The 25,689-nt window shown below is 32.4% G+C and carries 33 protein-coding genes; 5 read left to right on the top strand and 28 right to left on the bottom strand.

The window, feature by feature from the left end; all coding sequences use genetic code 11:
* Positions 1 to 7: 7 nt before the first annotated feature.
* From J8H85_RS01055 to J8H85_RS01020, 8 genes are all read right to left on the bottom strand, one after another.
* Positions 8 to 397, bottom strand: a complete 390-nt coding sequence (locus tag J8H85_RS01055) for a hypothetical protein (RefSeq protein WP_209651785.1) — start codon at positions 395 to 397, stop codon at positions 8 to 10.
* 2 nt (positions 398 to 399) lie between these two features.
* Positions 400 to 1,827, bottom strand: a complete 1,428-nt coding sequence (locus J8H85_RS01050) for a hypothetical protein (protein ID WP_209651784.1) — start codon at positions 1,825 to 1,827, stop codon at positions 400 to 402.
* 2 nt (positions 1,828 to 1,829) lie between these two features.
* A complete protein-coding gene (locus J8H85_RS01045; protein ID WP_209651782.1) occupies positions 1,830 to 2,303 on the bottom strand; it encodes a hypothetical protein in 474 nt (157 codons plus the stop codon).
* Positions 2,304 to 2,306: 3 nt separating this feature from the next.
* A complete protein-coding gene (locus tag J8H85_RS01040; protein WP_209651780.1) occupies positions 2,307 to 2,537 on the bottom strand; it encodes a hypothetical protein in 231 nt (76 codons plus the stop codon).
* Between the two features lie 82 nt (positions 2,538 to 2,619).
* On the bottom strand, positions 2,620 to 3,159 hold the full coding sequence (locus tag J8H85_RS01035; RefSeq protein ID WP_209651778.1) for a hypothetical protein: 540 nt from the start codon (positions 3,157 to 3,159) through the stop codon (positions 2,620 to 2,622).
* A 3-nt stretch (positions 3,160 to 3,162) separates the two neighbouring features.
* Positions 3,163 to 3,354 (bottom strand): hypothetical protein, encoded by a 192-nt coding sequence (locus J8H85_RS01030; RefSeq protein WP_209651776.1) that lies wholly within the window; start codon positions 3,352 to 3,354, stop codon positions 3,163 to 3,165.
* 24 nt (positions 3,355 to 3,378) lie between these two features.
* Positions 3,379 to 3,555, bottom strand: coding sequence for a hypothetical protein (locus J8H85_RS01025; RefSeq protein ID WP_209651775.1), 177 nt, complete (start codon positions 3,553 to 3,555; stop codon positions 3,379 to 3,381).
* Between the two features lie 2 nt (positions 3,556 to 3,557).
* Entirely contained in the window at positions 3,558 to 3,779 is a 222-nt protein-coding gene (locus J8H85_RS01020; protein ID WP_209651773.1) for a hypothetical protein, read from the bottom strand.
* A gap of 15 nt (positions 3,780 to 3,794) precedes the next feature.
* Between J8H85_RS01020 and J8H85_RS01015 the strand changes: the two genes are divergently transcribed.
* Positions 3,795 to 4,271, top strand: a complete 477-nt coding sequence (locus J8H85_RS01015; protein WP_209651771.1) for a hypothetical protein — start codon at positions 3,795 to 3,797, stop codon at positions 4,269 to 4,271.
* Here the strand turns inward: J8H85_RS01015 and J8H85_RS01010 are convergent.
* The 14 genes from J8H85_RS01010 to J8H85_RS00945 form a co-directional block, all read right to left on the bottom strand.
* On the bottom strand, positions 4,261 to 4,707 hold the full coding sequence (locus J8H85_RS01010; protein ID WP_209651770.1) for a hypothetical protein: 447 nt from the start codon (positions 4,705 to 4,707) through the stop codon (positions 4,261 to 4,263). The two genes, J8H85_RS01015 and J8H85_RS01010, sit on opposite strands and share 11 nt — an antisense overlap.
* Positions 4,694 to 4,921 carry a hypothetical protein gene (locus tag J8H85_RS01005; protein WP_209651768.1) on the bottom strand — a complete coding sequence of 76 codons (228 nt, stop codon included), beginning with the start codon at positions 4,919 to 4,921 and terminating at the stop codon, positions 4,694 to 4,696. Before J8H85_RS01005 ends, J8H85_RS01010 begins: the two co-directional genes overlap by 14 nt.
* Before the next feature lie 2 nt (positions 4,922 to 4,923).
* Positions 4,924 to 5,097 (bottom strand): hypothetical protein, encoded by a 174-nt coding sequence (locus tag J8H85_RS01000; protein ID WP_209651767.1) that lies wholly within the window; start codon positions 5,095 to 5,097, stop codon positions 4,924 to 4,926.
* Positions 5,098 to 5,099: 2 nt separating this feature from the next.
* Complete coding sequence (locus J8H85_RS00995) at positions 5,100 to 5,933, bottom strand: hypothetical protein (RefSeq protein WP_209651765.1); 834 nt, start codon at positions 5,931 to 5,933, stop codon at positions 5,100 to 5,102.
* 18 nt (positions 5,934 to 5,951) lie between these two features.
* Positions 5,952 to 6,215 (bottom strand): hypothetical protein, encoded by a 264-nt coding sequence (locus tag J8H85_RS00990; RefSeq protein ID WP_209651763.1) that lies wholly within the window; start codon positions 6,213 to 6,215, stop codon positions 5,952 to 5,954.
* Positions 6,216 to 6,314: 99 nt separating this feature from the next.
* Positions 6,315 to 7,115, bottom strand: coding sequence for a hypothetical protein (locus J8H85_RS00985; protein WP_209651761.1), 801 nt, complete (start codon positions 7,113 to 7,115; stop codon positions 6,315 to 6,317).
* A 6-nt stretch (positions 7,116 to 7,121) separates the two neighbouring features.
* Complete coding sequence (locus tag J8H85_RS00980; RefSeq protein WP_209651759.1) at positions 7,122 to 7,259, bottom strand: hypothetical protein; 138 nt, start codon at positions 7,257 to 7,259, stop codon at positions 7,122 to 7,124.
* Between the two features lie 87 nt (positions 7,260 to 7,346).
* Positions 7,347 to 7,523, bottom strand: a complete 177-nt coding sequence (locus J8H85_RS00975) for a hypothetical protein (RefSeq protein ID WP_209651757.1) — start codon at positions 7,521 to 7,523, stop codon at positions 7,347 to 7,349.
* The gene (locus tag J8H85_RS00970) at positions 7,516 to 9,537 is read right to left on the bottom strand and encodes a hypothetical protein (protein WP_209651755.1); all 2,022 of its coding nucleotides are present in this window, start codon (positions 9,535 to 9,537) and stop codon (positions 7,516 to 7,518) included. Before J8H85_RS00970 ends, J8H85_RS00975 begins: the two co-directional genes overlap by 8 nt.
* The gene (locus J8H85_RS00965) at positions 9,530 to 9,733 is read right to left on the bottom strand and encodes a hypothetical protein (protein ID WP_209651754.1); all 204 of its coding nucleotides are present in this window, start codon (positions 9,731 to 9,733) and stop codon (positions 9,530 to 9,532) included. Before J8H85_RS00965 ends, J8H85_RS00970 begins: the two co-directional genes overlap by 8 nt.
* A gap of 1 nt (position 9,734) precedes the next feature.
* Positions 9,735 to 10,301 carry a hypothetical protein gene (locus J8H85_RS00960; RefSeq protein ID WP_209651752.1) on the bottom strand — a complete coding sequence of 189 codons (567 nt, stop codon included), beginning with the start codon at positions 10,299 to 10,301 and terminating at the stop codon, positions 9,735 to 9,737.
* Positions 10,294 to 10,848 (bottom strand): hypothetical protein, encoded by a 555-nt coding sequence (locus tag J8H85_RS00955; RefSeq protein ID WP_209651750.1) that lies wholly within the window; start codon positions 10,846 to 10,848, stop codon positions 10,294 to 10,296. Before J8H85_RS00955 ends, J8H85_RS00960 begins: the two co-directional genes overlap by 8 nt.
* Positions 10,849 to 11,037: 189 nt before the next feature.
* Positions 11,038 to 13,833: a COR domain-containing protein gene (locus J8H85_RS00950; protein ID WP_209651748.1), complete on the bottom strand. Its 2,796-nt coding sequence runs from the start codon at positions 13,831 to 13,833 to the stop codon at positions 11,038 to 11,040.
* Between the two features lie 350 nt (positions 13,834 to 14,183).
* Positions 14,184 to 15,140 carry a hypothetical protein gene (locus J8H85_RS00945; protein ID WP_209651747.1) on the bottom strand — a complete coding sequence of 319 codons (957 nt, stop codon included), beginning with the start codon at positions 15,138 to 15,140 and terminating at the stop codon, positions 14,184 to 14,186.
* Between the two features lie 285 nt (positions 15,141 to 15,425).
* Between J8H85_RS00945 and J8H85_RS00940 the strand changes: the two genes are divergently transcribed.
* Entirely contained in the window at positions 15,426 to 16,064 is a 639-nt protein-coding gene (locus tag J8H85_RS00940) for a DUF6266 family protein (protein ID WP_209651745.1), read from the top strand.
* 31 nt (positions 16,065 to 16,095) lie between these two features.
* Here the strand turns inward: J8H85_RS00940 and J8H85_RS00935 are convergent, their stop codons facing one another.
* Positions 16,096 to 16,791, bottom strand: coding sequence for an NAD(P)-dependent oxidoreductase (locus J8H85_RS00935; RefSeq protein ID WP_209651743.1), 696 nt, complete (start codon positions 16,789 to 16,791; stop codon positions 16,096 to 16,098).
* A gap of 93 nt (positions 16,792 to 16,884) precedes the next feature.
* Entirely contained in the window at positions 16,885 to 17,940 is a 1,056-nt protein-coding gene (locus J8H85_RS00930; protein WP_209651741.1) for a serine hydrolase domain-containing protein, read from the bottom strand.
* A 640-nt stretch (positions 17,941 to 18,580) separates the two neighbouring features.
* Between J8H85_RS00930 and J8H85_RS00925 the strand changes: the two genes are divergently transcribed.
* Genes J8H85_RS00925 through J8H85_RS00915 form a run of 3 tightly spaced genes read left to right on the top strand, consistent with a single transcriptional unit; the run spans position 18,581 to position 21,905 of the window.
* On the top strand, positions 18,581 to 18,874 hold the full coding sequence (locus J8H85_RS00925; RefSeq protein ID WP_209651739.1) for a hypothetical protein: 294 nt from the start codon (positions 18,581 to 18,583) through the stop codon (positions 18,872 to 18,874).
* On the top strand, positions 18,875 to 20,545 hold the full coding sequence (locus J8H85_RS00920) for an acetolactate synthase large subunit (protein WP_209651737.1): 1,671 nt from the start codon (positions 18,875 to 18,877) through the stop codon (positions 20,543 to 20,545).
* Complete coding sequence (locus tag J8H85_RS00915; protein WP_209651736.1) at positions 20,538 to 21,905, top strand: NAD-dependent succinate-semialdehyde dehydrogenase; 1,368 nt, start codon at positions 20,538 to 20,540, stop codon at positions 21,903 to 21,905. The genes J8H85_RS00920 and J8H85_RS00915 overlap by 8 nt, the downstream gene beginning before the upstream one ends.
* Positions 21,906 to 21,919: 14 nt before the next feature.
* Here J8H85_RS00915 and J8H85_RS00910 read toward each other — a convergent pair whose 3' ends face one another.
* From J8H85_RS00910 to J8H85_RS00895, 4 genes are all read right to left on the bottom strand, one after another.
* On the bottom strand, positions 21,920 to 22,927 hold the full coding sequence (locus tag J8H85_RS00910) for an LLM class flavin-dependent oxidoreductase (protein ID WP_209651734.1): 1,008 nt from the start codon (positions 22,925 to 22,927) through the stop codon (positions 21,920 to 21,922).
* Between the two features lie 336 nt (positions 22,928 to 23,263).
* Positions 23,264 to 23,770 (bottom strand): peroxiredoxin-like family protein, encoded by a 507-nt coding sequence (locus J8H85_RS00905; protein ID WP_209651732.1) that lies wholly within the window; start codon positions 23,768 to 23,770, stop codon positions 23,264 to 23,266.
* Positions 23,771 to 24,162: 392 nt separating this feature from the next.
* Positions 24,163 to 24,756, bottom strand: a complete 594-nt coding sequence (locus J8H85_RS00900; RefSeq protein WP_209651730.1) for a DUF6515 family protein — start codon at positions 24,754 to 24,756, stop codon at positions 24,163 to 24,165.
* Between the two features lie 198 nt (positions 24,757 to 24,954).
* Positions 24,955 to 25,689 carry a LytR/AlgR family response regulator transcription factor gene (locus J8H85_RS00895; RefSeq protein WP_209651729.1) on the bottom strand — a complete coding sequence of 245 codons (735 nt, stop codon included), beginning with the start codon at positions 25,687 to 25,689 and terminating at the stop codon, positions 24,955 to 24,957.

Below are 25,689 nucleotides of genomic sequence, written 5' to 3'. Positions count from 1 at the left end.
ATTTTAATTAACTATTTTTTAAATCTCTTACTTCAAATGCGGTTCTTGTTAATAAACCATCCGTTAACGTGCCATTTAACCTTGTTTGTATTATAAAATTATCACTACCACCGTAATAAACATTTATTTCAACACCTCCAAAATTTCTACCGCCACCGATAAACCAAGTACCCTCAACAGTAGGTAAAGCTACAGCACTTGACTGTACCTTATAAATTCCTGTAGAAAAACGTGAACAAGTCCAAGTAACTGGAAAAGTATTGTTTATCTCTTCAATTATAGGTTCAGACGTGCCTGATTGCGTAACAACAAACGAAAAAACATTATATGCAGAAGTAATACTTACTTCTGTTATTATGTTTTGAACCATTTGTTTTATATTTCTATACACTTGCATAATTAAAGCTTTATAAGTTTATTACTAAATGATAAAACTGGATTTTCAATATTTTTTTGAAAAGATTCAGCAACCATAACATTACCTATATCCGTTAAATGACTTAAATCAGATGGTTCTTGATGTTTATAACCTTGCCAATGTTTTGCAACATCAACAAACTTTAAATTATTGCTATAATCAGAAAAACAGCCTACAGCTTCCTTTGTGGCTAACCACATTCTGTAAATTATTTCAGAATTTCTTAAATAATTGTTTCCACATACGGAGCCAACTAAAAGCATTTTTGAGGATAAAGGAACTGAATCCCTTTCAACATAACCGTAAGCCAAAAAGCGCACTTCCTTTGTTGTTGTATCTGTTTGCTCTACCCTTATAACGCTGTTATCGGGCAAATTTTCTATCCAAACAACAAAAGGAAAAACATCCCCATCATAACCCGTCAAAGGCGTATAGTTGGAATTATACGAACCGTAAACTATACCGTTTACAAGCACATTAAACTCACCACCGTTTACGCCAGTTTCAAAGAAAAGACCGCATGCTCTTTTTGAATTTAATGTAAATTGCAAAAAGTCGCCATCTTCCAATTTAGTATGCCATCTACCATTTAATAAAACGTCAGCATTATATCTAAAGGGCAAAAATTCCGTATTAGCAACAAAAGGCGAATACTCAACCACGCCCGTTCCATCAGTTGACCATGAATTTACATAAGTATTATAGTTGGAATCCCAACCCACATTTGCAATACCACCGTAATTATCTATCAACATTCTTGCAATACATGACATTTGTGCTGATTTCATAACCTCGAAAAAATCCGTTTTTTCTTGTTCCGTTGAAAAGGAAACACCTAAATTATTCCAACCAAGCATCGAAACTACTAAACCAGTCCAATTTGGTCTTAAATTACCCATTTTATTAAAATGTGACTGGTGTTCATGGGAGTAAGTAGCACCGCTGTTTTTCCAAGAAATACGACTTCCACCAACAGCACGATTATCATAATTTAAAAATTTACCATAACTATTAGCAAAAATATTAACCCACTTGTAAGCCTCAAGTAAATACGAACCGCCATCGGTATAAGGTTTTCCAGAAAAATTGAAGCCTTCCGTTTGAGAATCTCCATAAGCTATAAAACTATTAAAAGGTATAAATAAATGTCTATTCTCCTTTATAATATCATGATATGTAACTATATTCCCGTTAACTGTCAAAACGTTAGAATCTTCATTGTTAGGGTCTATAATTACAAAATCGGTACTATTTTCATCCCTTAAACGTAGAGAACCCTCATTAACAAAATCCCAGTATGTATTTATACCCCCATCAGATGCAATAAAAGAAGAATCATTAAATAAAATCTTTTTACCGCCTTTTAACAATATATTCCCTTTTATTTTTTTAGAATTATAAACTTGCATGACTATATTTTTTTATATTTTTCCAACGTCCGACCACCGAAGTAAGCGAAAAAAGATGCCAGTAAAAGATTTTCAAGTAATTCAATCCAAACTTTATCAATTTGAAAAGCTATAATAGAACTATCTAAAACACATAAAATAGACATACTTAATGTTAAGTATATCAACAATAAAGGGCGCACATTTTTGCTTAACCATGAATCAGAAACCATATCATATTGCCATCTTTTTGAAACCTCTTCATTTTCGGCTACATCTGATTCCAAAAGTTTTAAAGCAAATTCACGTTGTTCTGATGTCAATTCATCCGAACCTTTTAAAATGGCACTTACAGCACCTTTTACATCTCCTGTCAATAATTCAGCAGACGCACCCAATACTTTTGTTAATAGGTCGCTTTTGCCTATTGAACGCAAAAAATCCCCGACTTTAGTAGTTCCGTGGATTTCTTTATATGTTTGCTTTTTTTCAGGCATAATTTATAAATAATATAAATATTGAGGTACAACTGGATTTACATAGTACGCTAATGAATGCTTATCCTCTAACTTTTCAATTTTTCTTTCAATGGTTTGCATCCACATTGAACGGGTTGTTAATTCGTTTTGAGTAACTGAAATGTCAACTTTTAGTTGCACTATATTTATAAGTATCCAGGCGTTTAAGCCTATTATAACCGTTGATGATATTTCACTAAAATATTTAAGCACTTTGTAGTTTATTTTGGGGTTTTTAATATTGTACCGTTTTTCAGGTATTTAAAAATTAAAACAATGGCAACAAGCCAAGCAATTACAGTGGTGACTTGCAATGTGGGCAGAATTTTTTTTTTAAATCATCTTTGAAAGATGATGGTATCCTGTTCAGTAATTTCTGTTCTATCTCCCCTACTGTAATTTTTGAATCTTTATTTAAGTCAAACAACGGATTTGCTTTTGCTACTCTTTCGGCACTTAAAGTACTTGTTTGTAAAACAAAATCGTTAGGTTTTCCCAACGCTACAGGAAACAAAGTTGCAATGTATAAATCTACATAGCTCTTTAATTTACTTTTATAAATAACGTAGTATTTATAGACGTAATCAAGCTGTTGTACGGCTGTCATTTGTCTTAATTTGTCCTGTGTTGTGCCTATTCTATCAGCTGCTTGTTTACCAAATTGAATAAGCCCAGTATAGCCTAAAGAATTGGTAATGGCGGGATCAAATGTACCCGCCGTTTCCAATTCTATTACAGCCATTAACCAATTAAGTTCTATGCCTAATTTGTCAGCTACTTCCTGTGCTTTTGCAATGAATGCAGCATCTACTTTTTCTTGAAATAAAATTGCCATGTTTTACTCTTTTTTTGTTTCTAAAGTAACTTCGGGTAAAGAATAAACAAGTTTTCTTTTTCCGTTTTTATAGACCTGTTCTACAGTTCCTTTTTTACCAATGAATTTTTTTGCCTTTTCCAAATCCTTGAACTTTACTTCTGCGGATTTGTAGTTTGGTAGATTCTTTACTCTTTTTGATATGTAATTTGCCATTTTTATATTTATTTGATGATTGTATTAATAACGTCTGCGTTTTGGGTTAAAAACACCAAAACGAGGTCTTTTACCACCCCTAGCAGTCCAACCTCTTTCAGCCCTCATTGAACTTGATTTACTATGAAAAGTTTTAGTGAATTTTCGACCATCCCTACGGGTAAAGGTTAATTGTATATCCCCTTTTTTAAATCTTGGCATAATTATAATTTTAATTGATTAATAGTTCTTAAATGTTTTTGTTTGATAATCCTAAATTCTTTTCTAAAATCCCAGTAGGATTTAAAAAGAAAAATTAACGCTCCAAAAGGAATCGCCACAAGAATTAAAACAGTTAATAATGGGCTTAATAAAAAAATAAGAAACAAGTGTTTATTATTTAGTTTTAATCCATTTGTAATTTTTTTCTTAATTTCGTTTTCCATTTTTATTTTTTACTTATGAAAACCTATGATTTAGTTCAATTAAACAAATGCTTTGATGGAGATAATTTTGAGAAATTCGTAATAGAAAACATATTTCATTTTAATGATTATGATGTTTTAGAAAAGTCTCATAGTGAATTAAGTACGAATTACTTTGTACATTCAAATCTTAATCCTGACTTCAAACTTAGATGTAAAGAAACAGGAGTTATATTTTGGATAGAATGTAAATACGTTCAGTCGTATGTGTTAGATGAAAACAGAGAAATACCAATAAAAAATGAACAATTAATCAGATATAAAAACATTAAAGAAAATGTTTATTATATCTACGGAACTGGTATCTATTCTCAAACTATAACTAGATTGTTTCTAATTCCATTAAAAAAAATGTTTCAAAATAAAATATTTGAATCACATTTACTTAAGCATGAAATAGAAATTGAACAAATCAAAAATTTCAATGAACTTTTAGCATTAACTAAAACATAGTTAAGTGCGGATATTTATTATTTATGAATTGTTGTTCAACTGCTGATATTTCAACAGCTAATATTTGTAACAAATCAAGTAAATCACTCGTCCAAGGGTCGCCTACATTATCCCAAAATCTTGAAAACTGTCTTTTTCCAAAAGCATTGAAAACCATGTTAAAATCATCTTGGTTTTTCATTTTTTCAAACTGGGCATACAATAATTTAGAATCCTTTCCTAAACTTGTTCCTGCTAATGCCGTATAAAAGTTTTCAGCAATCAATTTGGCTTTTTCCTTTGTTAAAGTGGCTTTTGTTTCGCCTAACTTTTCCTTAGTTTCCAAATCTACCTGGCTCTTTTCATTGCCATGTAAAGCACTTCCAATTTTACTAACCAAATACAGAACAACCGCCAAAACAACGGCAATGGGTAAATACTCCTTATAATTGCGCATAATACTGTTTTACTTGGTCAACATCTTGTTCAAAAGCCCTTTCAGTATACTCGTTATAAACAATGTTTTGTTCATCTGAAGTATAGTTGTTTTCGTTTGGAAAAGTATCCCGATCTTTTGAATCTTTTACAGATTCACAGACACAACTGCTTTTTTTTCTAAATAAGAAAAAAAGCAGTATTGTAATGATGACACTTTTATAATCCTTAAACATAATTAACGTCTTGAATAACTTCTTGTTCTTCTTCTTGAACGAGTTCTTGTAGTTCTACGTCTTGCAGTTGAAGTACGTCTTTTAGACGTTCTTACTCCTTTTCTACGTCTACGTGGTTTTGCTTTTGGTTTTAATAATCCACCCAAAGTGGAAACAACAGTATTTACTATATCCATAATTAAAATATTTTAAAGATTTTGGCTAAAATTATTCCGACAACTGCAATTCCTAACGCACCGCCCGAACCAGCTTCCTGTACTTTAGATTGAACTATTTGACCGCTTTGATTTACATATTCCGTTTCGGTGTCATCCAATGGCGTTGAAGCGGTTTGTTGAACTGGTAAAACAATGTTATACGTTTTTTGAACTACATTGTATTTATGCTCGTGGTCAAATTTTCTATCATCAGGAAATGTAAACGTGTTTTCCAATTGATTAAAATCAACATTTTGAGGTGATGTATTGACCTTTGCCCCTGCTTCTTTTAACTTGGAAACAATATCGTTTACATAAGTGGTTCTTAATTCACCGATTTTTGATTGAACAGCCTCATACGCTTTTCTTGTAGCTGATGCTCTAGTATGCTTTTCCAATAAATGCGTATAACCAGTATGAAGAAAGGTTAAATAATTATCTAACCATTGAATGGTAGCACCTACATTTGATTCATCCATAACGGTAAACTTAGCTTGTACCAAAGGCATAACATGACCTTCAAATGATGCTAATTCCTGTGTAGGGTTTGTGGATGCTCCCCAACTTGATAAACCGTATTTTAATACGTTACCAATTTCAGCCCCGACATCAAGACCAATTATGCCTTTTAGCCCTGCTGTTATTGTTCCAACAATAGGGATTGCCCCAGCAACTGTATTAACTGCTGTTGATGCTAAACTAGCTGCATCAACTTTTCCGCCTGAAAGAAGCCCACTAATGCCAGTAAGCATTGGCGAAGTGGTTAATTGACCACCGCCATAAGTTTGTAAATTATTTACTGAACCAAAATCCATAATTGATATTATTAATTATTAAAAATCTCCTTCCTCAACGTCAGGATTCATTAATTTTTTTATTTCACCCATTGCAACAAAGAACAAGAAAGGCATTGCCAAACGAAACCAAATTGACTTATGTAGGTTATGATACATTTTTCCTATTGTATCAGTAGATTCTGCTGATGCTTTTTCCAATTCCCATTTTTTTGCATCATTGTACAAGTCCTGATATTCTTGAGAATCAGCAGTTAGACTGTACATTTTGATAATCTTTAAAATCGCACTAATTAAATTCATGTTTCTATTTTTTTTTTTAGGTTATAATGTTATTTTTTAAAAAATGCCGTACCGAAATTCTCGATACGGCATTTAAAAAAAAATATAAAATGAAAAAATCTACAGTATTACTCTTTGAAGCATCATAATTCTTGCAGAATTTACAACCGCTTTATTATACTTAGCTTTTAGCTTAGCATTCATAATCGGCTGCATAGAATTGTAGATTACTAAGTCTTGAATCGGTGTTTCAGGATTCATTTGTAAATAATCTATATTCTCTTGAATCAACAAATTTTCAGATGCATCTTTTGAAAGTCCATTGGCTTCCAAAATAATACCGTTTGTTGGTTTTGCTTCTGTACTGGCAAGATAATCAGCCCCTAAATCGTGTACCAATGTTACCTTAACAACATTGTTTCCAATGGTTTCGTTAATGTAATCCGTACCGCTTGGGTATGTATGGCTTCTTACAATCGTTAAATAAGGATTGTTTGTTGTTACAGCAGGGAATGTTTCGATAGTAATATTGGAAACTCCAATACTTAAATCAGTAAAAGCTGTAGTTGGTGCTTTCATTTCAATTGAAAGTTCATCCCCTTTTCTAAGGTTCAAGTCACCATCAAAAGGAATTTTCATTAAATACCCTGTGGCTCTTTCAGTGATTGAAATGTCATATCGTGTCGATGCTGAATGCAACGCACGTAAAATATAATCTAAATAATCGTCAACGATTTCAACTGCTCTTGCAGAACCTGCTCGTTTTACGCTTATTTTAAGAGGAATTATATTCAAATTAGCAATAGCTGCAACTGTTGTTCCATCTACTTCTAATGCTTTGAAATCTATTAAAATACCACCTACGTTTTCTTCGGTGACTTTAATTATTTGACCACTATTAAAATCAATAACTTGCTTCATAATTTATTATTTTAATAGGTTTGCTAAAAATGGTACTTTTTCAGCCCATTCTTTGATTTTGTCCTGATTCTTGATAGAAAGAATAACAACGCCTACCATTACTAGTAATGTTACGAACCATCCTTTTTTCTTTGTACGACTCATTGCCATATCTGAAAGTTTTTAGTTATTAAATTAATTTCTACAAATCTACATTCAGATAGAAGCTTCAATAAAAAATGGTTCGATTATTTATTTCAATTTTGTAATCATATGAACATGATTGACCTTGTTTTCAAGGTCTTTATAGCGTTTTTGATTTTTTAATAATAAATCAATAACCTGCCAATTATATGAAAAATGGTTCGCTAAACGCAAATTTTCAATTTGTGAAGCTTGATTTTTCTTAATCTTAATTCTACTATCCATAATAAATTTGTTTTTTATTGTTATAAAAGTTTTTTTGATATTCCAGTCCTGATGTTTTATAATAGTAATCCCTGAAACTTATTTCCCAATGGAAATCCATTTCAGTGTCCAATGTATTTTCATAAATTTCAAAAAGTGCCAGGTCCTTTTTTATTTTTGAAAAATTTGATGCAGAAATCCCCAGCTCTTTTCTAATAAGATGTAATGATTTTCCTTTTTGAATTTCTGTTAATATTTGCATGATTCTTAAAGGTTGAACTATTTTCATCCCTTTTTCATGCTTTTGTTTTAGGCTTAATAATTGTGATGCTTTTGTGATAAGCGTTTTGCCTTTTATTATTGGTTTTCCATGATTATCCAATGTCAAAAAATGGTACTCCCTATCATAGTTATCTTTGCGTTCCTGTGCTTCTGAATTATATTGCTTTATTTTTTCAGCTATGTCATCATAGTTATTGATTTTATCAATTTGGAAATCCTTGACCGTTCTAAAGAAATAGTCAAAACACAATTGCAAAAAGTCATTGCAAAAAATACCAACGTCTTTTTCCGATAGTATAGTTTCTTTATAAAAATTTGGTTTTAAATTGTAATTATCATTTAAGGAATCCCTATTTACTTTTGTTGATTTAAGAAAACGTTTTAACATAGGGTCGTCTGAAAAAACCAGTCCTATACTTTTATTTAAAAAAGAATGTATTTTACTGTAATCTTTATTTTGCCATTTGGTTAAAACTGGTTTTTTTTCGGCTTTTGAATTTCTTACAGAATGGACAAATTTATAATTGTCCATTAGGTCTTTATAGTGAGGACAATTTTTTCTGAATATTTTACGCTTATAGTTATATGAAAAAAAATCACCTCTTAAACTTATTTCGTACCTCAATACTTTATCCATTTCATCTTTTAAAAAATGGATTTTATAGGGTTGTATTTTTTTTAAGAGTTTGGCGGTTTCATTGGCTCTTTTCCTTAATTTTTCATTATCAATAACGATATGTTTTCCTTTTATCTGCTGTTCAAAAAGATTTAAAACATAATCCTTATCTTTTAATCGTTCTCGCATCAAGCCGATATTATAATCATCCCTTGAAATAGAATCGCCATCATCAACGTTATTAAGCCTATAAACATATTTATCCAAAAAACGTTTATTTAAATCTTGGTGTTTTTTTAAATCCCCAAATTCAGATGTTATATACTCACTTCCTTTATGGTAAATTTTGAAAAAAGCCCCTGATGATGTAAAGTAATTCAATGATGTTTCATACTCCTTCACTTTATTATTGGAATGAGTAGCCTTTCTCTTTGCTAATTTCTGCTGATGGCCTAAATAAGTCAAAGCTTCGGCTTTTGAATTAAAATGTTGATTCCAACATAAATCAATACGCCTAATTTCTATGTAATTAAGATTTGGTACCGTTTCCAATTTAAAAATCTGTGAAAGGTCAGATAGAAATTTATTAATAAATTTCATCAGCCTTAAATGAATCATTTTCCTTTGGGATTTTATAGAGATTGCGTTTTCAAGTTGATAATACCTATTTGATTGTATTTGTGGTACAAATTCAGCTAATGAATGATTGTACAGATATTTTGGTATAGAAACCGTGAAATCTATAAAGCCCCCATTTTCGTTAATGGAAAAAACAACGGCAGCAATGGAACTGGGATTACTATATTTACCAGTAACACGCATAGTCATTTCACGTACTTCGGTTTCATCTATAAAACGCATCACGTTCTTAACGTGTGTCATTGCTTTTCGGTCATTGGTATTTTCCAAATGCAAAAAATCGGATGAATCCATAACCTCATAAGAAGTCGTTTTTTTAGTTTTTATTTGTCTTGCTTCAAAAAATCTGCCTTTATGTATCAGCATTTTTTTGTATAATTCGTGATGCTCATAACACACAAAATCCGAAAGATTATTTTGTTCCGCTTCCAATAAATCTAAAACTCCTGTCTTTTTTGCTAAAATTCCATGTAACCTTAATTGTAAGGTGTCAATCAAAACCTAGATATTTTTTTGAATCGAGATAAAAATTTAATGCATCTATCAAATCTTTATTGTAATCTGAATAATTGAAATTTTTATCGTTTTCAAACTTGTACAAAGTATCTCTAATAATGATTTTAGACTGTTCTACACTTCTTTTAAGTTTAATTGATATATTAAACCACATTTGAATTATTAAATAATCTACCATATTAAATACTTTTTAGTTTGGTTAATTCTGATTCCGTATAAGGTCTTTGATGTTCAAAATTCCAGTATGTTTTATGACAATAATTTTTTGTTAATACTGGTTTTTTGGACAATAAAGAAGCTCCATCTATTTCAGGTATCTTTTCAGAATTTTTAATGTTGCTTTTATAACTGGAAAGATTTTGAGGTGATGTAAAAATTAAAACATCAACCAATATGTCAGGATTTATATAAGAATATAAATCACCTACTTTATATTCAAGCTTTTGAATATCTGAAAGATTATCAAACTTATCTTGTGTTAATCTAGTCTTAAATTGATTCTTAAGAATTGAATAAAAAAGTTTTTTATTACAATTCTTAGCTAGGAAAGTGTGCATGTCGCTCAATTCACCCAGTCTAAGAGTTTCTTTATACGCTATAGCTTTTCGGCAGATTATCTGTTCTGAAAAATAATCTACTAAATAGTAGATTTTTTCAACTTCATAAATGAAACGTGATGGTAATATCAATAAGAAAGTTTCATCACTTTCTACAGGCTGAATATTTAATTTTATGATATTATTCATTTGAAGCCTTTTTTAAAGTATTAGAAATCAATTTTAAATTTTGCTTCGTGTAATCCCTATTTAAATCCAAGGACTTTTTATTCCTTTCGTATGTTTCCTGAAAATCAGAAATCATTTTTAAAAGTGATTCAGATTGATTTTTTAATGAATAATTTTTATTTGTATGTGAATGACTTTTCAAAATCTGAAGTATATCAATATTTGTATATATGCAATGATTGATTTTTGAAAAGATTATACTGTTTTGACAACCGCCTAGATTATCAAACATCCAGTTAAATTGTTTATTGAAATTATCAAATAAACTGGAAATGTTTTGTACTTCTATTTCGCTTAAATCAAAATAGAAATTCCTATATAAACAATAAATTTGAGCATTGTAATTGTTTATTATCCTAACATTGTCCAAAAGGACTTTTTTGTAAGTGGAAAGGTATTTTTTTAAGAATGTTTTGGAATGGTGTTTTATGAAATTTGAATCACCTAAGTAAATCGTATGTTTTTCATTATATTCTGATAATGAAAATTCTATTTTAAGTTGTTTCATTTTTAATGCTTTTAGATTAAAAATGCTTTAACTTACTGTAAGAAAAATATCAAAGACGATATTTTTCGTTTAAATAAACTTTTTAGGGGTTATTATACTTTTTTTGATTTTTAAGCCGTGTTTATTGGCTTTTGTAATTTACATGTTATTAATTATAGTACATTGGTAGTTCGTTGTTGGTTTTTTGATTTAAAGCTTATTCTTTAATTTGTTGACATATTCCTCAGTACTTTCTTTGTTGAAAATTTTACTTATTTTCTTAGCTACAATAAATTCAATAAATCCAACAAATAATGTTAAAAATATATAAATAGAATTTTTTCTGAATTCATCTAATAGATTGATTTTATCTACGAATTCCGTCATAAAATTCCAATTGTTATCTTTAAAAATAAAAATAAGGAAAATTGGAATTATTAAAAAAATTGCTAGTAGAATAAATAATGCTCCATAAAAATTTCTTAATTTCAATTTTGACTTAACTATAGTTTCAATTAAATCAGCATTCTTTTTATCTTTCTCTTTTATTTTATTGTCAAATTCAATTTTTTCTTCAACATCATAAATACTATATGGGATTGAACTAGGTATTTTTTCAACCATATTTCTTTCCTTAGTATCTAAAGTTTTTACATTTTCAATATTAGTCACATTTGATTGTTTGCCTATATTTATATTGTATCGTTCTGTAAATTCAGTCGTTAATATACTTAAACTTGTAGAGTCTAATATATTATTAATATTAACCATATGAAATGGCTTATTCTCACATTGAATTTTTTCCTGAGAATACGCTATAAGTTCCTTTAATAATTCATATCTATAAAAATGTGGCGTATCCATTTCAATACAAACATTGCATGTGCAAGGAACTTTTTTAATAACATTTATATTTTTAAATTTTTTGTTAATTTTATCTATAGTATCAATAATTATAGTTCTAAAATCATTTTTTTGCTTACCATGTATTTTAATAACTATTTCTTCGTTTGAAATTTGTTTAATTAAAGATTTACTGTTTTTCATTTCTAAAACGACTCCTTTTGTCCATGCAAAACCAATATTTTCTATATTTGTATGTAACCTAACAATTATCGAATTCATTATACCTTTAGGCATAAATTCATACTTATAAATTAATTGGATATTATTTTCATTACTCCAATTAATATTTTCGGGCTCTTCTACAGGCAATAATTGTGGGATTAAATAATCCCCTTTTTTATCAGGTATTTCATAACATAACTCGAACTTAACCATTAGCGATAGCAGTTCAGTTACCATATCTTGATATTTTTTACCTTTCCATATACTTTTTAAATCGTGGATAGTAAAATGACCATAATTATTTTTAATGTTTTCGTCGTCTAAAACTTTATATACAGCGTTAGTTGCCCATTCATTTTGTAAAATAATAATTTTATGCAATATTATATCATTCTGATAATGTAAAACAGTACCTAAATCATGTAAATATTTACTTAATTCGAAAGCTAGTTTTTTATTTAAAATTAAATGTTTTTTATATATTACATAGTATTCGTCTATTGTTATATACGGTTTCTTTTTCGAAATTTCAACCAATTCATTTCTAATTGATAACCATTTTGATGGGAAAAGTTTTCCGACATGAGGTAGTTTTTGTATATATTGAAATAAATCATATTCTAATTTATCTAAACCTCTATTTGTTTCTAGATTTACTTTGTATAAATCTCCTTTAATAAAACTAAATCTATTTTTAAAACTTTTAAAATCAATAGCTTTACTTCTATCAAATTTTTCGTTTTGAACTATTAGTAAGGGACTATCATTTCCGAAAATTTTAACAGTTTCAAGCCAATAACTAAAACTAATTTCATTAAATGCTTTATCGTTCTTTCTTGTGTCATCTACTAAAACATACAAAGAACTATTAGTAAGAAAAAATTGATGAGTAGCCTTGTATATTTCTTGACCCCCAAAATCCCAAATATTTATAATAAAATCTCCGTTGTTAATAGTTTTGAATTTTAAATTATATATATCTATACCTTTAGTATCATCTTTTGATAATTCATTTTTTCTATTAATTAATTTTAAAGCAAGACTTGTTTTTCCAACAGCTCCATCACCTACAATTAATAATTTTGCTTCATATAAGTACTCTCCTCCTTGTAATTCTAATTGTGAAAAATAATTTAAAACTGCTTCAGATCCTTGATTTAAGTATTCATTAGGTGGAATATATATTGGATTGTTCTTGATTTTAATGTAGTTCTCTGAATCATTTTCCATTCCGTTTTCAAACGAAGAAACAAGTTCAAATCCTACTTGTAAAAATGGAATAAGTGCATAAATCTCACTTATTTGATTATTAGATAAGTCAAATGATTGGATATTATTTGGAATGTTCTTTATTTCAAATATTTGATTATTAGATAAATCAAAAGATTGAATATTATTCGGTAGGTTTTTTATTTCGGAAATTTGATTGTGAGATAGATCAATTATATTCGTATCTAATGGAATATTCTCCAAATGCGTAATTTTATTATGTGATAAATTAATAAATTGTGCATTGTAAGGTAAATTATTTATCTTTCTTATATTATTTCTTGAAAGATTTATTAGTTCAACCCCATTAGGAATTTTTTCTATTTCATTAATATTGTTATCAGACAAACTAAGATTTTTAATATTGCTTGTGAGATTTTCTATTTTAGAAATATAATTATGTGAAATAATAAGAGTCTCGACCTTACTCGGAATGTTCTTTATTTCAGATATTTCATTTTTATGTATATATAACCATTTTACTGATTCAGGGATGCATTCAATATTAACAATCTTGTTATTTGAGAGATTAAGTTGATAAATCCAATTAAAATCAACCAAATTTGGTACTTCTTTTGCTATACTAACAATTTCACAATTAGATAGGTCCAGTATGCCTGTTTTGTTTTCCTTTTCAGTTTCTAATATTCTAGAAATTTTTTCACGCATAAAAATATTTATTATAATACTATATATTCAAATTTCTAAAAAAACTCTAATATAAAAAGTTTAATAGCGTATTAAATTTATTGTTTTATGGCTTCTCAAATTTCTTTCTAACAGTATTAACCAGAAAATTTAATTGATAAAAGAGAGTTTTATTAAGTTTTGACAACAATAAATATATAAAAATTAACGTACAAAGATTACGTTTTAAATAAAATTTCGTGTAGGAATAAATAAAAAAAGTAAATGTTTATAAATAGATATATTAAAATTGATAATTTTTTCGCCTTTTTTAACCTTTCGCTAAAATCTTAAAAATTCTCTATCAATACTTTAAAATAGTTTATCCCATATTATAACCCCACCACCCTACTCTTCAAAACCCACTTCCCCTCTACTTGTTCACTGGAAGTCACTGTAATTTTATTAACGCCTGATTTTTTAAAAACATCAATAAGTTTTAGGTTTTTATGCACGGTGGTATTGATAACGATAGGCTCTGTTAGCAACCTGCCATTGGTGGCATCAAAAACATACAGGCTTTTGGTGGTGGGCTTTATATCCCAAAAACCAATCTCGTCGGCAGCATCGCTATTTAGGTCTTTTAGGTTTTCCAGTTGGGATTGGTAGGCACCTTCTATGGTGATGGGTTTAAGGTTTTTATTGCTAAATATAATAACACTGTTGCAGCCGCCTTTGCATACCACGGTATCATTGCTTTGGGTATTGGTAGGGATAGCGGTTTGTATTTCGGGAGACAGTACCGTGGCATAGTCTGAAAGCCCATCGCCATCAAAATCGCCAAACAGTTGCCTGTTTTTTGAAAGTACCACACTACTTGTGCGCGCATTCGGGAAAATGGGCGCATCCAGATTTTTTGCGTTTTTAGAAAGGCCTTCTCGTAGTATTTTAAACTTCCCATTTTTAACAGTTAATTCCAAATATGAAGGATAATTGGCTTCTATACCGCTGTATGTAACTTGTTTGGTGAATGTTACCAAAAACCTCCCTTCTACTTTGGTTACTTCTAACTGATCATTTAAAATACGCTGCTTATAATCTGGAAATTGTTGGAAGAGCAAATTTTTGTCTTGCTGTACTTGGTCGTTGGTAAACTCTTTGTCGTAATAGGTAACAACATCCAAATAGTAAGGCTCTAGAAAAGCTGCTTTTATGGGGGTATGGGCAGCGTTCCATTGTTTTACAAATGTAGCTGCCTCTTTTTCGCTTTTTGGGTTCACCTCGTTGCAAGCCAATAGCAGTAATAGAAACAGACAGGAAAAAAGGGAAAGATACTTTATAGTGGGCATGTATTTATAACTTTAAAATGAACATTAAAGATACATGATTAATTGTGGATTTTACCATTCATCGAAAACATAAAATGGGTCTTCTCCCACTCTTCTCCCACATTCCTTCGAGGATTCTTCGTAAAAAGCCCGATTTTACGAAGGATTCCCGAAGAATCCTCGAAGGAATCTCGAACTAGACTACCATCATATAATACATTTAAGCGTTAAAAAATTACACTTCATCGGTTTTGTATTGTTTTTTTTCCTACATTCGCTTTAAGTAATGCTTTAAATTATAAACTTATGGCAACATACAACCAAGGTGTTTTAGGTGGCTTTTCGGGTAAGGTAGGGCCTGTAATAGGTAGCAATTGGCGCGGTAAGAACGTGATGCGTTCCATACCTAGCAAATCGACCAAAACGGTAAGTACCGCACAACAGTTGCAACGCGATAAATTTAAATTTGTATTGCAGTTTTTAACGCCCCTAAAAGGCGTGCTTACAGAAACCTTTGGTGCCAATGTGGGCAGCAAAACACCTTTTAACAATGCCATGTCTTACCACATGAAAGAGGCGGTTTATTATACAGGTACGGTCTTTGAAATTGATTATAGTAAAGTGTTAATTGGTATGGGTGGTTTATGCGGTATTAAAAACCCCGTGGTACATGGTGCAGGTACTACCGCATTGCAACTTACTTGGGATGATAACAGCCAACAGGGGTTGGCATACCCCGATGATGCCTTATTGGTGGTAGCCTACGCCCCTGCTTTAAACGACTTCGATTTTTTTATGGCATATAGCCTTCGCGAAGAAGCTGGTTGCACCCTTTATTTTCAAGAAGATTTTTATGGTGAAACCGTACAGCTATGGGCAACCTTTACCAATACCCAGTTAGCGTTGACAGCCACTAGCCAGTATTTGGGTAGTGTTGTGGTGTAATTTTTTATGATTTGCTATAAATAACGGGCATTTACCCTTTCCATTGCGTCCATAAGGTATCATCATCCATAAGGCTCGCCATAAAATGTGCTACGTTTATTCGGCTTACTTTACCGGCATTAAAAATGGCGCTTCGTGTGGGCGATGGGTGTATTTCATAAGCGGTTACTACTTCCTCGTTAATGAGTCCGTCTGGCCTTACGGCAACCCATTCAATGGCATGATTGTTTTGACCAATTTGTGTGCGTAAATAGTCGGCAGCTTTTTCATTGTCTACATGAGGCGGTAATAACAAACGCAGCAAGCCAATAACGCATTTTTGGGCAAAAGAAATAGGTTCGTTTAAATCGCGGTTGCTATTACCCGTGGTGTTCATTAACACAAACTTTGTTGGTTTTGGCCGGTTATTGGATTTTATGGCATGGCATAAACGTTTGGTAGCATCGGTTACAAGTTTTCTGGGCTGCCCATAAATACCTTTAAAAGTTAAATTATGGCCCAAACAAGAAGCAACGGCATCGCAGTCTTTAACGATGTTGCTCATTTCTGCATCGCTTAAATCCAATACGCTTGCAGCAATTATTTGCAAATTTTTATTGGTTTTCCATGATTCTGGCAACTTTTCTGGTGATCTGACAATAGCTTTTACTTGATGGTTTTTACTTAAAAGTTGTTCTACTAATTTGCTGCCAGTAGCTCCACTGGCGCCTACTACTAAAATGGTCATGTTTATTTATTTTTGGTTGTATTATATAGTGTAATGACGATGCAGGGCAACAATTGTTTCATTGTGTATTAGCTTATAAATGATTACGCTATGCTACGCCTTTTTAGCTTTACGTAAAATCTTTACAACGCGCGTATGTGTTATTTCTAACAAGTTCCATTGGTATCCAACAAAATCGGTAGTATTCATAAACTGCACCACCACAGCATCTATATCCTTATGGTATTCTGCCATACTTTGGTAACCCGGAATGAGTCCACCATGATTAAATTCATAAATGGAAGCATACATGTCCATTTCATTTTTGTTAAGCAATGTGCCATCATTCAAGGCCCTTAAAAAAATGCCCACATCTTCAGCTGTTGCAATCATGGAACCATAATCGGTTGTTTTAATATCTTCTTCCACCCCTACGTAATAACCACTCATTAAATCGTTCATGTTAATATCATTAATAGATCCGTAGGTGTTTTTTAATGCCAGTGGCTCTAATACCGCTTCTTTTATAAACTTAAATTTAGGTTTCCCTGTAACCTTTTCAATAAGCATGGTGAGCAATAAATAATTGGTGTTGCAATACTGGTAGTCTGCATTGGGTTTAAAATTTGCGGGTACATCAAGAATTAAGTTTAAAGCATCTTCATGTGTTGTGGTTGGATGGTTCCAAAAATTTGGGGTATCGGTAAAATTGGGGATGCCGCTTCTGTGTTGCACGAGCATTCTTAAAGTAATTGTTTTGGCATTTTCAATGCGCCCTACAAGCTCTGGAAAGTAATCTGCAAGTGTTTTATCTAAAGACAAACGCTTGCTGTTGACTAATTTAGTAATCGCCACCGCATCATACAGCTTGCTTATACTTGCTATTTTGAACAATGCCTTGGGGTTGGCAGGTATTTTCTGTGCTTTGTTATGGTAACCAGCGGCATAAAAAGCGGGTGGTTTGCCAGCTTGGTCTACATATACAATAACACCATCAAAACCATAGCTTAAAGTTTGCTCTACTTGTTCCTGAACGGTATTTGGTAGTGGTAATAGCCATGCTTTTACCAATATCCAAGGTACAAACCATAAGGAAATAAAGGTGCTTACAATTAACACGATTCTAAAAATTTGTTTTCCTTTACTGGTCTTTTTTTTGGCTGGTTTCATGATTCTAAACGTATTGGTTTTAATTTAAAGTTCAAAACTACTTTAGAAGACCTTTTAAATGAATTGTGAATTACTGAACTGTAATATTTTTAGGATGAATTGATTGTTGATTGATTTAAACACCATAGTATTCATTTGACATGGCACTTCGCTCCTATGGACGATTCATAAAAAGTATGTAACCCTTAAAGTTAAAAAGAAAGTACAAAAGAACAAAACAGGAAGTATAGAAATGCCTCTTCACTTTGTAACAGTGCTAAAGTGAGAGCGTTTATTTATTTAAAAAAGTGTGACAATTTAAGGCTTCATTCCTCATTCCTTTTTTTCGTCTTCTTCCAATAAATGTATAACCCAATAGCAACTATAGGAAGTATAATTACAACAATAATTTCAAATGGGTCTGAAAAATTCACAGGACTGTTATTACTAGGGTCTGGTGTATAGTGCGAGATTTGAGTAGCTAATATGTTAAGAGAAAGATGCATGCTATTAAGATTATAATTAATTAATACGTTCTTAAGTTATTTAAATTAATTTACATATCCCACCCATTTCATCAAAAGCATCAAAAATATATTGTTTTCAGTTAATAGTCGGCTGATGAAAGAATTAGCTTTGAGAGTATTTAAAATTAAAAACCATGAAAAAAGAAGATAGAAAATCACAGTTTAATCCACAAATATCAAAGGAAGATGCCATACTTAGCGGTGAAAGACCCGCAGATACACAAGAAGACAATGATGATAATGACAACAATGAATTATTGAAAAAGCGTAAGGGCGAACCTGATGATGCTGCTGAGAATTTAGATATTCCCGGAGCTAGTAATGCAAGACCCTTAACCAATGACAGACACCCGGAGAAAAAAAAGAAATCCGAAAGTTTAGACAATAATTTGGATACATGGAATAGTGACAATTCACCTAGAGAATAAATGAAAGCATCCGACCTATTTATTAAGGCTTTAGAAAACGAAGGTGTAGACTATATTTTTGGACTTCCGGGAGAAGAGAATTTGGATATTTTAGAATCCATTCGAAAATCAAAAAAAATTAAATTCATATTAACCCGCCATGAACAAGGAGCGGGTTTTATGGCAGCAACCTATGGCAGACTTACAGGAAAACCCGGTGTTTGTTTGTCAACCTTAGGCCCAGGAGCCACCAATTTGATGACTACCGCTGCTTATGCCCAATTAGGCGCGATGCCCATGCTGATGATTACAGGGCAAAAACCGATAAAAGCCAGTAAACAAGGGCAATTTCAAATACTGGATGTGGTTGAAATGATGGGTCCTGTAACTAAATACACAAAACAGGTAACGCATGGCAATCACATTCCTGCTATGGTTCGTGAAGCCTTCCGACTTTCTAAAGAAGAGCGCCCTGGAGCAGTTCATATAGAACTCCCCGAAGATGTAGCAGCTGAAGAGGTAGAAACACCTATAATATTTGAGGTTGTTGATTATAGGATTCCTCATGCCGATGAAAAAGCCATTCAGCAAGCGGTAGAAATGATTAAAAAGGCAACGAAACCCTTATTGCTTATTGGGGCCGCAGCCAACAGAAACCGCTCCTGTAAAGCCCTTACAAATTTTGTAAACAGTATAGGAATTCCTTTTTTTAACACCCAAATGGCGAAAGGCATTATGGATGAACGCCACGAGCTCTATTTAGGAACTGCGGCGCTCTCCAACGACGATTTTTTGCATGAAGCCGTAAATGATGCAGATCTAATAATTAACGTAGGTCATGACACCATTGAAAAACCGCCTTTTTTTATGGATGCTGAAAAGAACCAAAAGGTGATTCATGTCAACTATTTTGCGGCGGAAATTGACCAGTTATATTTTCCTCATTTAAACATTATTGGCGATATTGCTGAAAGTGTCCATAAATTAACGGAAACCTTAACACCACAGGCTCATTCTTGGGATACCTCGTTCTTTCTTAAAGTTAAAAGAAATGTGTGCAAGCACTTAACAACCTATGAAAATGATAACCGTTTTCCTATATTGCCACAGCGTTTGGTTAATATAGTAAGAACCCAACTGCCAGAAGACGGGATTGTAACTTTGGATAATGGTATGTATAAATTATGGTTTGCAAGAAATTATGTAACCTATAGCCAAAATAGTTTAATTTTAGACAATGCTTTGGCAACTATGGGTGCAGGCTTGCCTTCAGCCATCATGACCAAAGTGTTGTTTCCTGATAAAAAAGTGGTTTCCATAAATGGGGATGGCGGTTTTATGATGAACTCCCAAGAGTTGGAAACGGCATCGCGCCTTCAATTGGATATGGTTATCATCATTTTAAATGATAAGGGTTATGGCATGATTGAATGGAAACAAGAAGCAGATGGGTTTCCTAAATACGGATTGGAATACACCAATCCCGATTTTGTTACCTATGCCCAAAGCTTTGGCGCCACTGGTTATAAACCTGAGTCCGTTGAAGATTTTGAAGCCGTATTTAAAAAAGCCTTACAGTCAAAAGGCATTCAAATGATAGATTTAACGATAGATTATTCATTAAATCATAAAATATTAAATGTTCTTATTAAAGAATTTTCAGAAAAATTAAAAGCAGATAAACATGAGTAAGTCAGTGTCCATAAACCCTGCAACCGGAGAAACCATTGCGTCCTATGATAGAATATCAATACAGGAAGCTATTTCTAAAATAGAAAAAGCACAGGTGGCTTTTAAAAAATGGAAAACAACAACTTATGCCGAACGCGCAAAACTATTCTACAAACTCGCCGATGTGTTTGAAGAAAATAAAGAGGATTATGCACAATTGGCCACTTCAGAAATGGGTAAAACCACCGACCAAGCCAAAAAAGAAGTTGAAAAATGTGCATGGATTTGCAGATATTATGCTGAACATAGCGCCAATTTATTAAAAGATGTATTGGTAGACACCGAAGCCTCTAAAAGTTACGTAACCTACCAACCTTTGGGGGTTATATTGGCTGTAATGCCATGGAATTTTCCTTTTTATCAAGTCATTCGTTTTGCTGTGCCTGCTCTAATGGCAGGTAATACGGGGGTATTAAAACATGCCTCGAATGTACAAGGTTGTGCTATGGCTTTAGAAGATGCCATGCGAAAAGCAGGGTTTCCTGAAGGAGTTTTTATGAATTTAAACCTTCCCTCCGATGCTATGGAGTCCGTTATTGCCCATGAACATATTGTAGCGGTAACACTTACCGGTAGTGCGCCTGCTGGTAAATCTGTTGCTTCCATTGCAGGTAAACATTTGAAGAAAACCGTATTGGAATTAGGCGGCAGTGATGCCTACATTATTATGGCGGATGCTGATTTGGAAATGGCTACCGATTTAGCAACCCAAGGTAGATTGCAAAACAACGGGCAAACCTGTATTGCTGCGAAACGTTTTATTGTTCTGGATGCTATTTATGATGATTTCTTAAAATTATTTACTGAGAAAATGAAAAGAGCCAAAATGGGCGACCCTACCCATAAAGATACGCTATATGGCCCCCTAGCCCGCTTGGACTTAAGAGAAGAGTTGCACCAACAAGTTGAAAAAACCATAGCACAAGGCGGTACATTGGTACTTGGTGGAAAAATTCCAGAAGGAAAAGGAGCTTATTACCCAGCAACGATATTAGCCGATTTAAAACCGGGCATGGAAGCTTTTGATGAGGAGTTATTTGGACCCGTAGCTTCGGTAATTCGGGCTACCAATGACACCGAAGCTATGGCGTTAGCCAACAACTCCAAGTTTGGTTTAGGAGCCGGCGTAATAACCAGTAACAAAGAAAAGGGCGAAGCACTTGCATTACAATTGGAAGCAGGAAATTGCTTTGTAAACAAATTAGTGGCATCGGACCCTAGATTGCCCTTTGGAGGCGTAAAAGAAAGTGGTTATGGGAGGGAACTTTCTGGATATGGCATCAAGGAGTTTGTGAATACAAAATCTGTTTGGATTGATTAGTGTATGAACCCAACCTACACATTCAATTCCCTCATAATTTCAGCAAACAATTCATAAGATCGTATTCTGTCGTCCACGTTATAAATATTGGCTACGGCAATAAGCTCATCCGCTTGGGTTTGTTCTAAAAATTCTTTTACTTGAGCTTTAACAGTGGCTTTACTCCCTACAAAACTATATTTAAGCATCTGTTGTATTTGTGGATGTTGCAGGGTTTCCCTGAGTTCCTGAGTCATGGAAGTTGGTGGTTGCACAAAATCACGTTTACCTGTAAAAATGCCTATAATCATTCGTATGAGCGAGGTGTATAGACGTTGTGCTTCTTCATCACTGTCTGCAATAATAACATTCACGCCTGCCATGATATAAGGATGTTCCAATTTGGGAGATGGTTTGAATTCTTTGCGATAAATATCCAAAGCCTCCCATAAATGTGTGGTTGCAAAATGACTGGCAAAGGCATAAGGCAAACCTTTTTTGGCTGCTAAATGGGCGCTATCAGTACTTGATCCTAAGATATAAATGAGCACTTCTGCCCCTTCGGCTACAGTGGCCCGTACTTTAGACACGGAATTCTCTAAAGAAAAATAAGTCTCTATCTTTTCCAATTCATCTGGAAATCGATACGCCGCATGCATAAAATCTGAGCGAATAGCTTCTGCTGTTTCTCGGTCTGTTCCGGGCGCTCTTCCTAATCCTAAATCAATACGGTTTGGATACAACCATGCGAGGGTGCCAAATTGTTCAGCTATAATTAATGGCGAATGATTGGGAAGCATAATCCCGCCAGAACCTATACGGAGTGTTTTTGTTCCTTCTGCCACATAACCAATTAATACGGACGTGGCACTACTGCCTATGTTGGGTGCATTATGGTGTTCTGCCAACCAATAGCGCGTATAACCAAACCTTTCAGCATGTTGTGCCAATTTAAGCACATCTTTATAGGTTTGTGTGAGGGAATGACCTTGGGAAACTAAAGCAAGGTCTAAAATAGAGTAATTTATATGTTGGGTATTCATAAATATGTTCAATGATTGTATTGACGTGATTAATTATCAAATGGTAACTTTAGTCGTACCATACATCAAATAATTGCATAGAATTAGCTAAAGATATGTTAATAGACTAAAAAAAGAAAGCATATATTCTGATTGGGTTAATAAATTTCTAACAATGAGCTAAAGTTCAATAAGTTTCTAGTTATGGAAAATAACATGGTGGATTTGGAATGAAAGAATTTGTAAATATAAAATCGATTATACTCAGTAAAGGTTCATGAAGCATCTAAAGTTAACTTATACAAAAGGCCCTTAAATGAAAATCATTTAAGGGCCTTTTAAAATATAATAAAACTGTTAAGCTTCACCTCTCGCTGGATATTTTTTATCTAAAACAAAATCAATTGACTTTATCAATGCTTCAATTTCCGGTCTTGCAAATGGCATCGTTTGAATAGAAGACGCATATAGCGTTCGGTCTGGACGAATGATGAATATGGCAGGCTCTATAAATTCTTCTGGTTCTTCTTTGATTCCTTTTGAAATATATAAGCCCCAAGATCGTGCTTCTTCAATAGGAAACTCATAGCCTAATGGTACATTTTTAATATCCCATTCCTTATAAGTTGCTTTGGCGCGCTCTTCTAAATCGGCACTAACCGCAACAACATTTACACCTCTGTTTTCAAAATCTGGAATATATTCTTGAATGGTTTCTAAATATTTTTTGCACACAGGACAATGTTTTCCTCTGTAAACCACCAGTAATGTGAAATTTGATGGATTCTGTTCACTAAGTGTCCAAATCGTATCGTCTACTAAATTAATCGTAATATCCGGGGTTTCTGTTCTTGGTTTAATCATAATGTTTGTTTTAAAGTTTAAAAATGTGGCTGTCTGAAAAGTATCAACAAGTGTCATTCTAAATTCATTTTAGAATATTAACTCGTTGATAGTCAATATTTATTAGAAACTGAAACAAGTTCAGTTTGACAATATATAGACTTTTCAGACAGCCTCACAAATTGATATTTCACAAGGTCTTATAATTGTTAAGAATACTTTAGTCTTAAAAGAAAAAAAAATGACTTAAATGGATTGAGATAATTAGGCTGATATTTTTAAATACCACAGATAAAATAATTAAGAATGATTTAATTATTGATTTATAGAATTAACAGAAATTAAAAAGGAGATTTGTAAGTAAAACAAACCTCCTTTTTCAAAAAACTAACCAATCAACTAATCAAACTATTTTATTGCATATCTATAATACCAACAACTTCATAAGCTCTGGTGCCATTTACCTGCACTTTTTCATATAATATATTGGCATACTCGTAGTATGTTTGCCCATCAATAACTACTTTTTCATAATCTATGGGCAGTTCATATACAATAGTGCCCATTTCAGGATCTACAACTTCATAAGCATTATTAACTTGAACATAAAAGATGCCTTGAGCGTTATAATAATTAAAATTATTATGTTTTACTCTTACATAATTGGCTGGCAATGAATTTATTCTAAACCCAACTTTTGGTGCAATTACAATATAGCTACCTCTAGACTGTGTATAGTATTTATTATTTGCATAGTAATAATCCTGTCCATTTTGTTTTACAACCGTTCTGTTAGGTAATGTTCTTACGGCAACAACTTTACGTTGAGGTGTTTTATAAGTAACCTTTGAACTTGGTATACGATTGGTTGTAACTGTTCTGGTAACTGTGGTTGTTTTATTATTACTATTGGTGGTACTACTACGTCGTGATTGTGCCGAAACTTGTGAAACACCTGCTATTAAAAATAGCGTTGATACTGCATATACTTTAATTAATGTTTTCATGATTTTTTAAGATTAAGGTTCTATTTCTTTTATTTTAATAGTTTAAAAGTATTTCTATTGTGATTACAAAAAAAGAAGAATAGACAGGTGCTTATATTGTATCTACAAATACCCTGTTTTTGTAGATTGAAAAAACTTAAAACTATTAATTTAGTTCCTTATTTAAATATCATAGTCAATGGATCAATATAATTTTGATTACAGGTTTAGGGAATTTGAATTTATATAGTCTAAAAACTTGGGTTTATATTGCTCTGAAACTGTAATACGCTGTTTATTTATAATGATTTGACTGCGCTCTATAACCTCTATATTTTTAAGGGCCACAATAAAAGATCGATGCACGCGCATAAATTTTGTTTCTGGGAGTTCTTCTTCCAAAGATTTTAAACTCATAAGGGTTAAAACAGGCTTTGGGTTATCTTTTAACCATATTTTGATGTAGTCTTTCAAACCTTCAAAATACAAAACATCGTCCAATTTAATGCGCAGTTGTTTGTATTCAGATTTTACAAAAAGAAACTCTTTTTCTTCAGATATTAAAGGCTGCTGCTTTGCTTTTACTAATGAAAACCACGTGCTTGCTTTATTGGCAGCTGCTAAAAATTCGGCGTAATCAAATGGTTTTAAAAGATAATCCAAGGCTTCAACTTTAAAACCTTCCAAAGCATATTGGTCGAAAGCCGTTGTAAAAATAACGCGGGTTTCCTTTGGTAACATTCTAGAGAATTCAATGCCTGTTAAATCGGGCATTTGTATATCCAAAAACATTAAATCTACAGGGTTGTTTTTTATAAACTCCATAGCTTCAATGGCACTGCTGCATTTCTTTTTAAGCGCTAAAAAAGGTGTTTTTTCCACATAGCTTTCTACCAAATTAAGCGCCATGGGCTCATCATCAACAATAACACAAGTGATTTTTAAACTACTCAT

Origin of the sequence: Mariniflexile gromovii (assembly GCF_017814435.1) — a bacterium.
Classification (GTDB): Bacteria; Bacteroidota; Bacteroidia; order Flavobacteriales; family Flavobacteriaceae; genus Mariniflexile; species Mariniflexile gromovii.
Note: the sequence above shows the minus strand (reverse complement) of the source record. Positions and strands in the feature narration are given on the sequence as shown.

Coding starts and splice junctions, on each gene's coding strand:
- J8H85_RS01055 (WP_209651785.1), bottom strand. CDS start 397: ATGCAAGTGTATAGAAATATAAAACAAATGGTTCAAAACATAATAACA.
- J8H85_RS01050 (WP_209651784.1), bottom strand. CDS start 1,827: ATGCAAGTTTATAATTCTAAAAAAATAAAAGGGAATATATTGTTAAAA.
- J8H85_RS01045 (WP_209651782.1), bottom strand. CDS start 2,303: ATGCCTGAAAAAAAGCAAACATATAAAGAAATCCACGGAACTACTAAA.
- J8H85_RS01035 (WP_209651778.1), bottom strand. CDS start 3,159: ATGGCAATTTTATTTCAAGAAAAAGTAGATGCTGCATTCATTGCAAAA.
- J8H85_RS01030 (WP_209651776.1), bottom strand. CDS start 3,354: ATGGCAAATTACATATCAAAAAGAGTAAAGAATCTACCAAACTACAAA.
- J8H85_RS01025 (WP_209651775.1), bottom strand. CDS start 3,555: ATGCCAAGATTTAAAAAAGGGGATATACAATTAACCTTTACCCGTAGG.
- J8H85_RS01020 (WP_209651773.1), bottom strand. CDS start 3,779: ATGGAAAACGAAATTAAGAAAAAAATTACAAATGGATTAAAACTAAAT.
- J8H85_RS01015 (WP_209651771.1), top strand. CDS start 3,795: ATGAAAACCTATGATTTAGTTCAATTAAACAAATGCTTTGATGGAGAT.
- J8H85_RS01010 (WP_209651770.1), bottom strand. CDS start 4,707: ATGCGCAATTATAAGGAGTATTTACCCATTGCCGTTGTTTTGGCGGTT.
- J8H85_RS01005 (WP_209651768.1), bottom strand. CDS start 4,921: ATGTTTAAGGATTATAAAAGTGTCATCATTACAATACTGCTTTTTTTC.
- J8H85_RS01000 (WP_209651767.1), bottom strand. CDS start 5,097: ATGGATATAGTAAATACTGTTGTTTCCACTTTGGGTGGATTATTAAAA.
- J8H85_RS00995 (WP_209651765.1), bottom strand. CDS start 5,933: ATGGATTTTGGTTCAGTAAATAATTTACAAACTTATGGCGGTGGTCAA.
- J8H85_RS00990 (WP_209651763.1), bottom strand. CDS start 6,215: ATGAATTTAATTAGTGCGATTTTAAAGATTATCAAAATGTACAGTCTA.
- J8H85_RS00985 (WP_209651761.1), bottom strand. CDS start 7,115: ATGAAGCAAGTTATTGATTTTAATAGTGGTCAAATAATTAAAGTCACC.
- J8H85_RS00980 (WP_209651759.1), bottom strand. CDS start 7,259: ATGAGTCGTACAAAGAAAAAAGGATGGTTCGTAACATTACTAGTAATG.
- J8H85_RS00975 (WP_209651757.1), bottom strand. CDS start 7,523: ATGGATAGTAGAATTAAGATTAAGAAAAATCAAGCTTCACAAATTGAA.
- J8H85_RS00965 (WP_209651754.1), bottom strand. CDS start 9,733: ATGGTAGATTATTTAATAATTCAAATGTGGTTTAATATATCAATTAAA.
- J8H85_RS00960 (WP_209651752.1), bottom strand. CDS start 10,301: ATGAATAATATCATAAAATTAAATATTCAGCCTGTAGAAAGTGATGAA.
- J8H85_RS00955 (WP_209651750.1), bottom strand. CDS start 10,848: ATGAAACAACTTAAAATAGAATTTTCATTATCAGAATATAATGAAAAA.
- J8H85_RS00950 (WP_209651748.1), bottom strand. CDS start 13,833: ATGCGTGAAAAAATTTCTAGAATATTAGAAACTGAAAAGGAAAACAAA.
- J8H85_RS00945 (WP_209651747.1), bottom strand. CDS start 15,140: ATGCCCACTATAAAGTATCTTTCCCTTTTTTCCTGTCTGTTTCTATTA.
- J8H85_RS00940 (WP_209651745.1), top strand. CDS start 15,426: ATGGCAACATACAACCAAGGTGTTTTAGGTGGCTTTTCGGGTAAGGTA.
- J8H85_RS00935 (WP_209651743.1), bottom strand. CDS start 16,791: ATGACCATTTTAGTAGTAGGCGCCAGTGGAGCTACTGGCAGCAAATTA.
- J8H85_RS00930 (WP_209651741.1), bottom strand. CDS start 17,940: ATGAAACCAGCCAAAAAAAAGACCAGTAAAGGAAAACAAATTTTTAGA.
- J8H85_RS00925 (WP_209651739.1), top strand. CDS start 18,581: ATGAAAAAAGAAGATAGAAAATCACAGTTTAATCCACAAATATCAAAG.
- J8H85_RS00920 (WP_209651737.1), top strand. CDS start 18,875: ATGAAAGCATCCGACCTATTTATTAAGGCTTTAGAAAACGAAGGTGTA.
- J8H85_RS00915 (WP_209651736.1), top strand. CDS start 20,538: ATGAGTAAGTCAGTGTCCATAAACCCTGCAACCGGAGAAACCATTGCG.
- J8H85_RS00910 (WP_209651734.1), bottom strand. CDS start 22,927: ATGAATACCCAACATATAAATTACTCTATTTTAGACCTTGCTTTAGTT.
- J8H85_RS00905 (WP_209651732.1), bottom strand. CDS start 23,770: ATGATTAAACCAAGAACAGAAACCCCGGATATTACGATTAATTTAGTA.
- J8H85_RS00900 (WP_209651730.1), bottom strand. CDS start 24,756: ATGAAAACATTAATTAAAGTATATGCAGTATCAACGCTATTTTTAATA.
- J8H85_RS00895 (WP_209651729.1), bottom strand. CDS start 25,689: ATGAGTAGTTTAAAAATCACTTGTGTTATTGTTGATGATGAGCCCATG.